We start from the raw sequence: 2,261 nt of genomic DNA, 5'->3' as shown, positions 1-2,261 counted from the left end.
TGAGTCGCAGGTGAATAATATTGATTAGATCACAGCATGAAAGATGGTTCAAGGTTAAAAAACGACCAACTTGAAAATCGGGCGTATTAGCCCCTAAAAAGAGAAATTCTACAGCCTCAACGCCGCATTAAGCGGACAAAAATAGTGGGTTAAAATGTGTAGCGAAGCGAAACGTAACCCACTGTTTTTGTTCCGTTTAAATGCCTTGTTATAGCGCTTTATCTACAACACTTTTTACGCTTTTTGTTTGAGCCACAAAAACAATAATCGTTTTTATGTGTATGCTCTTTTGCCAACTCAAGAATCGAATGGTATAGCACTGATGCTTTGGAATTCATATATTGCATTTCAATGGCACTTACCACGCCACTATTATCAAGCCTCAACTTATCTATGTCTCTTTCAATATCAAGATATTCATCTAGTTTGCTGTTTTCAATTAAAGGCACAAATTTTAAAGGTAAGTGATTGTTTTTAATTAAATGCTCAATTGAGTTGTCTGGTGAAAACCTTAATCTGTTATTTCTATATTCATTTGGTGTAACACACAACAATGTTTCATCGTCTTTTTTAACCACGGCGTGCGCGGTTAACTTAAGAGCTAAATTACCAATAATTGAAAATATCCAACCTAGTTGAATTTGTCCGCCATTTATTGCTACATATTCCCTTACATTGTTAAGACAATTTAAAGGAGTTGCACTCTCATGAGGCTCAATAGAAATCATTTCAACCATAGTAATATTAGCTTTCTTCAGTACTAATTTATCAAGTATTGGCGGATCAAAATATTGCATAAATTGAGCAAACTCCTTTGCGCTATAACGCCCAGCACAACCGCCGGAGGCTACTGGCGCCTTTTGTGCGGTTTTATGCACAAAAGGTGACAGTTGCCGGAGGTCGGCTTGCTGCTGCTTGTTAAATTTTTCTCTGCTAACTGTACTGGCCCCAGTTACGGTCAATAAACCAACTAGTATTCCATGTTACAAATTCCGATGGTTCGAAATTATCTGTAAGGAACTCCATATCGACTATTTGGTTTGGCAAAAGTGACAGAGTATGATTTTTTTCATCACTTTCGTAATCCCAAAGGTGAAATCTATCATCTTTATTGTGAGCCCTCCTGCTTGGCCCAAAGTCCATGGGAGCACATAGTCTCGTTAAATTTCGTCCGTCTTCTTTTGATGCGAATGTAAGCCGAATCTTAGTTTTATTATGAATAGCTTGAATAAAGTTTTCTTCGTACATTTGATAGCCTCCTTGGCTTGTTTTGAAATTTAACGTCGCCAGAAGCGGCGAGTTTACGAGTCCGACTTGCTGGCTTTGTTAAATTTCTTTTCTCGATAGATAATGGCGGTAAATCTTTGGCACGTTGGTAACAAACGTGATTAATACACCACATGCGAAAGCCGCTGATATATACACCCAATAAATGCTAAAATTCGAATTACCAAACTTTGGTCCGAATTCACTTACCAGCCAGCCGGCACTTCCTAGCAAGCCAAATATAAGCAAGCTAAATATAGTCATTTTCAATTGACGGTACTCTCTTGGAGCGTTTATTTCCTCTTCTATTTGATAGCTAACTAGAACTCCGGAGAAACCGCCAATCAATATTGAAGTTAAATACCATAGTTTAGGATATAACCAACTAAAGATAGAAGATAGAACCAAGAAAAAAAGCAATGCGATTAAGTTTTTTACCCGTCGTCTCAATTCATCTATATCAAGAAACCTCGAGCGAGCGACTGCCATGTGAATGATGTTTTCATGAAATAGCGCCAACCTAGTAGAGCGCGGTGATAACAAGTGCCACTCGTAGAAAAACGCATAGATAACAGCGGCACCAAAGCATGCTAAAGCGGTAGCTGCGGGGAATGGCCAACCAAGGGCCTGCCAATCCAGAAATACCAGCACGCAGATGAAAGATATTGAAACTGCACATAAGAAAGCCAGAATAAACCACTTTTTCTCGACAAGATCGTAATACATCTCTAATTCACTTTTAACCCTCATGTACTTAACGCCCGTAGAATTTAACAGCTTATTAGATCCCATAATGGGGTGATAAAGCGCCCCAAAACGGCGTCTAAAACATATCCACAATATTTACATCATTTTTATATATAGTAAATGAAAGCTGGGACACCCACCAAAATAAATAGGCTATTTTAGACCAAGCCACCACAACAATTGCCAAATCTTATTTACTGATTTGCGACTAGAGCATCTACTGTCGGTTCGTTTAAAACTGGAAAATT

3 protein-coding genes are annotated in these 2,261 nt (G+C 38.4%); all 3 read right to left on the bottom strand.

Annotated features, from left to right (window positions below; genetic code table 11):
* Positions 1–218: 218 nt before the first annotated feature.
* The gene (locus K6Y31_RS21950) at positions 219–962 is read right to left on the bottom strand and encodes a hypothetical protein (RefSeq protein ID WP_233055162.1); all 744 of its coding nucleotides are present in this window, start codon (positions 960–962) and stop codon (positions 219–221) included.
* Complete coding sequence (locus K6Y31_RS21945; protein ID WP_233055161.1) at positions 934–1,248, bottom strand: hypothetical protein; 315 nt, start codon at positions 1,246–1,248, stop codon at positions 934–936. The genes K6Y31_RS21950 and K6Y31_RS21945 overlap by 29 nt, the downstream gene beginning before the upstream one ends.
* Before the next feature lie 78 nt (positions 1,249–1,326).
* Positions 1,327–2,016 carry a hypothetical protein gene (locus K6Y31_RS21940; protein WP_233055160.1) on the bottom strand — a complete coding sequence of 230 codons (690 nt, stop codon included), beginning with the start codon at positions 2,014–2,016 and terminating at the stop codon, positions 1,327–1,329.
* Positions 2,017–2,261 lie beyond the last annotated feature (245 nt).

The sequence above is a fragment of the Motilimonas cestriensis genome (genome assembly GCF_021295315.1).
Lineage (GTDB): Bacteria > Pseudomonadota > Gammaproteobacteria > Enterobacterales > CBDFNC01 > Motilimonas > Motilimonas cestriensis.
Note: the sequence above shows the minus strand (reverse complement) of the source record. Positions and strands in the feature narration are given on the sequence as shown.

Coding starts and splice junctions, on each gene's coding strand:
- K6Y31_RS21945 (WP_233055161.1), bottom strand. CDS start 1,248: ATGTACGAAGAAAACTTTATTCAAGCTATTCATAATAAAACTAAGATT.
- K6Y31_RS21940 (WP_233055160.1), bottom strand. CDS start 2,016: ATGAGGGTTAAAAGTGAATTAGAGATGTATTACGATCTTGTCGAGAAA.